Genomic DNA, 4,426 nt, shown 5'->3' with positions numbered 1-4,426 from the left:
GCCCAGGACTGCCGCACCAGGTCACCGGCGCGCAGCCCCCGGCCGCGCGCGGCGTCGTCGGTCACCACAACGATCGACGACCCGTCGGCCTTGGCCACGGCGACGACGGCGGGCCGCCCGGCCAGCCGCCCACGCACGTCCAGCGCCAGCAGCCGCACGTCGTCGGGGGCGGTGCCGGCGGGCACCTCGGCGGTGACCACGGCGACGCCAGCCACCTCCTCGGCATCCTCGGCCAGCGCCCCGGCCCCGGCGAGCACCGCGGCGGCCCGCAGTCGTTCCAACTCCCGCTCGGCGTCGCGCAGCCGGCCGACGATGTCGGTGACCCGGTCCACCAGCTCGTCCGGACGGGCCTTCAGCGCGGTGGACAGCTGCGACACCAGGAGATGCTCGCGCGCCAGGTAGCGGAAGGCGTCGAGGCCAACCAGCCCCTCGACCCGGCGGGTGCCCGCGGAGATCGACGCCTCCGACAGCAGCTTCACCGCGCCAAGCTGCGCGGAGCTCGCGACGTGCGTGCCACCGCACAGCTCGCGGGCGTAGTCGCCCACATCGACGACCCGCACGGCGTCGCCGTACTTCTCGCCGAACAGCGCCATCGCGCCGAGCCGGCGGGCCTCCTCCTGCGTGGTCACGAAGGCCCGCACCGGCAGGTCACGCAGGGCGACCTCGTTGATCTCGTCCTCGACGTCGGCGAGCACCGACGGCGGCACCGCGCCGAGGGCGTGGAAGTCGAACCGCAGCCGGCCCGGGGAGTTCAGCGAACCGGCCTGGGTCGCGCCCTCGCCCAGCGCGCGACGGAACGCGGTGTGCACGAGATGGGTGGCGGTGTGCGACCGGGACACCGCGCGGCGACGATCGGCATCCACCTCCGCGAACACCTCCGCGCCAAGCCGCAGCTCGCCGCCGAGCACCCGCACCCGGTGTAGGACCAGGTCGGGCACGGGCCGCTGGACGTCGAGCACCTCGACCTCGCCGCCGTCGAAGCGCAGCCGACCGAGGTCGGGCTCCTGGCCGCCACTCTCGGCGTAGAAGGGGGTCGCGTCGAGCACGACCCCGACCTCGGTGCCCTCCCCCGCCGCCGCCAGCCCCGCGCCGTCGGCGATGCCGATGAGGCCCACCACGCCGGAGGCCCGGCTGAGCTCCTCGTACCCGGTGAAGGTCGTCGGGCCGGAACGGGCCAGGATCGGCCGGAACGCGGACAGGTCGACGTTGCCGATCCGCCGCGCGGCCCGGTCCGCCTTCGCAGCCTGCCGCTGGCGGTCCATCAGCCGGTGGAAACCCGCCTCGTCGACGGACAGGCCCGCCTCAGCGGCCATCTCCAGCGTCAGGTCGATGGGGAAGCCGTAGGTGTCGTGCAGCTTGAAGGCCGCCTCGCCGCCCAGCATGGTCGAGCCCAGGGATCGGGCCTGGCGCGCCGCGGTGTCGAAGATCGTGGTGCCGGTGCGCAGCGTCTCGGCGAACGCCTGCTCCTCCGCGACGGCGACCCCGGTGATCGTCTCGGCGTTGTCGACCAGTTCGGGATAGATCGTCCCCATCGCCGAGCCGACGACCGCGAACAGCTCGCTCATCACCGGCTCGTGGGCGCCGAGCAGCCGGGCGTTGCGGATCGCCCGGCGCAGCATGCGGCGCAGCACGTAGCCGCGCCCCTCGTTGGAGGGGACGACGCCGTCGGAGATCAGCATCGCGGCGGTGCGGGTGTGGTCGGCGATCACTCGCAACCGCACGTCGTCGGCGGGGTCCGCGCCGTAGCGCCGCCCGGTCAGCCGGCCGGCAGCGTCGAGCACCGGCCGGGAGATGTCGATCTCGTAGAGGTTGTCGACGCCCTGGAGGATGGTCGCCATCCGCTCCAGGCCCATCCCGGTGTCGATGTTGCGGGCCGGCAGCTCACGCTCGATCGGATAGTCGTACCCGGCGCCCTGGCCCCGCTCGTACTGCATGAAGACGAGATTCCAGACCTCGAGGTATCGCTCCTCGTCCGCGATCGGACCGCCCTCGCGGCCGTAGGCGGAGCCGCGGTCGAAGTAGATCTCGCTGCACGGCCCGCACGGCCCGGGCACGCCCATCGACCAGAAGTTGTCCTCCTTGCCGCGGCGCTGGATACGCTCGGCGGGCAGCAGCTCGCGCCAGATCCCCTCGGCCTCGTCGTCGTCGAGGTAGACCGTCGCCCACAGGTCGTCGGCCTTGAAGCCGAACCCTTCGGTGAGCAGCTCGAAGGCGAACGGGATCGCCTCGGCCTTGAAATAGTCGCCGAACGAGAAGTTGCCGCACATCTGGAAGAAGGAGGCGTGCCGCGCGGTGTGCCCGACATTCTCGATGTCGACCGTCCGCACGCATTTCTGCACGCTGGTCGCCCGCGGCCACGGCGCCGGGAGATCCCCGAGAAAATAGGGCTTAAACGACACCATGCCGGCGTTGACCAGCAGCAACGTCGGATCCTGGGCGACCAGTGAGGCGCTCGGGACGACGGTGTGCCCGCGCCGGGCGAAGTGGTTGAGAAAGCGGCTACGGATCTCGGCCGTGTCCATCGGGTTCACGTCGTCCAGACTCGTGGGAAGAGGTTCGACATCCCGGGGTGGCGCGCTGTAGGCCGGGCGCGCCTTCCGGGCTGCGGTGAGGGCAGGTGCCCCCGGCCCGCGGGCGAGGGAGTCCTCAGGGCCGCCGGGCGCCGGGGACGAGCCGCATCGTGCGTTCGGCGTCGTCGAGGTCAGCGGGGTAGCGCGGCGCGCCGGAGCCGGCGGCCTGCGCTGCGGCGTCCCGGGGCGGGGCAGCCCCGACCGCATCGCCTCGGTCCGCTTTGTCGCCCCGATCTGCTTCGTCCGGATCACCGTCGAGGCCGAGCGCGACACGGATCTCCTCCTCCCGCTCGGCCGCGGCCTCGCGCACGTCCGCGAGGAACTCCTGTACCGACTGTACGAGAGAGCCGGCCAGGCTCGTCGGCGTCAGGGAGGCTGCGGCCTTCGCCACCTGGCGCACCACCACGACGCCGGCCGCCGCCCCGAAAGCGAGATAGAAGATCCTCGACATCTACCGGCCTCCCCTACGCCCGCCCGCCGCGCCGGCGGCCGTGGGCACCGACGGGGTCTTCTCGCCCGCGGGCTGCGGGCCGCCACGCCCGGCCGACCGGCGCGCCGCCTTCTCGGCCTTCATCTGGGCCGTCACCCGGGACTCGACCTCCGAGCGGGTCCGCTTGGCCGCCGCCTGGCGCACGCCGTAGCTGAACGCCGCGACACGCACCATCGGGCCGCCGAGCGTCGCCGCGAACAACGATGTCAGCGAGGAGACGTTGGTCGTGATCGACTGCACGTTCGCCGTAATCGCATCGACCCGGTCGAGTTCTTTGTTGACGTGCGAGAGTGCCAGATTGACCTCGTCGACCGTCGCGCCGGCCTGCCGGACCCGGGCGGTTCCCTCGTCGAGGGCGAGACCGGTCTGGCGTACCCGGGCCGCGACCTCATCGAAGATCTTGCCGAGCTTGAGCAGGACGTAACAGCCGAAGAGGACGAGCACCGCGAACGCGCCCGACGCGATCAGGCCCGCGACCGCACCACCGGACATATGTGCTCCTGCCTCCATCGTCGTTGGGCCGGTCCCACCCACCCGATTCGATCCGCCGTGCCGCGGGCGCCACCCAGCCGACGCTCCTGGAGTGACCTTACCGAGACGGCTACCGGGGCCACGGGTAGCCCCCACGAGAGAAGTCAGGACGGCGAGGAGAACGGTGGGGAGGGCGGCGAAGAGGGCGGTGGGGACGAGCCCGGGGACGGCGGTGGGTCACCGCGTACGACGCCACGCAGCTCACGGACCCGATCGGCCGCGCGGCGCTCGAAGCCGTTACCGCTCGGCTGGTAGTAGTAGGTCGAGGTCAGCCCGTCCGGCGGGTACTGCTGACGCACGACGTTGCCGGGGGCGTCGTGCGGGTACAGGTAGCCCGCGCCGTGGCCGACCCGCTGCGCGCCGCGGTAGTGGGCGTCGCGCAGCTGCGCGGGCACCGGCCCGGCCCGCCCGGCACGAACATCCGAGGTGGCGGCGTCGATCGCCCGGATCACCGCGTTCGACTTGGGCGCCAGCGCCAGGTGGATGACCGCCTGCGCGAGCGCCAGGCGGGCCTCGGGCAGGCCGACGAACTCCAGCGCCTGGCTGGCCGCGACCGCGACACCGAGCGCGCCCGGATCGGCCATGCCGATGTCCTCACTGGCAAGGATGATCATCCTTCGAGCGACGAACCGGGGATCCTCGCCGGCCTCCAGCATCCGCGCGAGGTAGTGGAGGGCCGCGTCGACGTCGCCGCCCCGCATCGACTTGATGAAGGCACTGATCACGTCGTAGTGCTGGTCCCCGGACCGGTCGTAGCGCACTGCGGCCCGGTTGACGGCCCGCTCCAGCAGGTCGAGATCGAGCCGTGGCCGCGGGTCGACAAGCGCCTCGGTGT

General features: G+C 72.5%; 4 protein-coding genes. All 4 read right to left on the bottom strand.

Annotated elements, in window-relative coordinates:
- Positions 1-2,522, bottom strand: a 2,522-nt coding sequence (gene alaS / locus ACY5KJ_RS17990) for an alanine--tRNA ligase (RefSeq protein WP_462203911.1), incomplete at its 3' end; no start/stop codon positions are given.
- Between the two features lie 124 nt (positions 2,523-2,646).
- The gene (locus tag ACY5KJ_RS17985) at positions 2,647-3,021 is read right to left on the bottom strand and encodes a hypothetical protein (protein ID WP_462186050.1); all 375 of its coding nucleotides are present in this window, start codon (positions 3,019-3,021) and stop codon (positions 2,647-2,649) included.
- On the bottom strand, positions 3,022-3,552 hold the full coding sequence (locus ACY5KJ_RS17980) for a DUF948 domain-containing protein (RefSeq protein WP_462186049.1): 531 nt from the start codon (positions 3,550-3,552) through the stop codon (positions 3,022-3,024).
- A gap of 143 nt (positions 3,553-3,695) precedes the next feature.
- The coding region (locus ACY5KJ_RS17975; RefSeq protein WP_462203910.1) for an AAA family ATPase at positions 3,696-4,426 on the bottom strand (731 nt) is incomplete at its 5' end.

This window comes from Frankia sp. CcWB3, from assembly GCF_977927595.1.
Note: the sequence above shows the minus strand (reverse complement) of the source record. Positions and strands in the feature narration are given on the sequence as shown.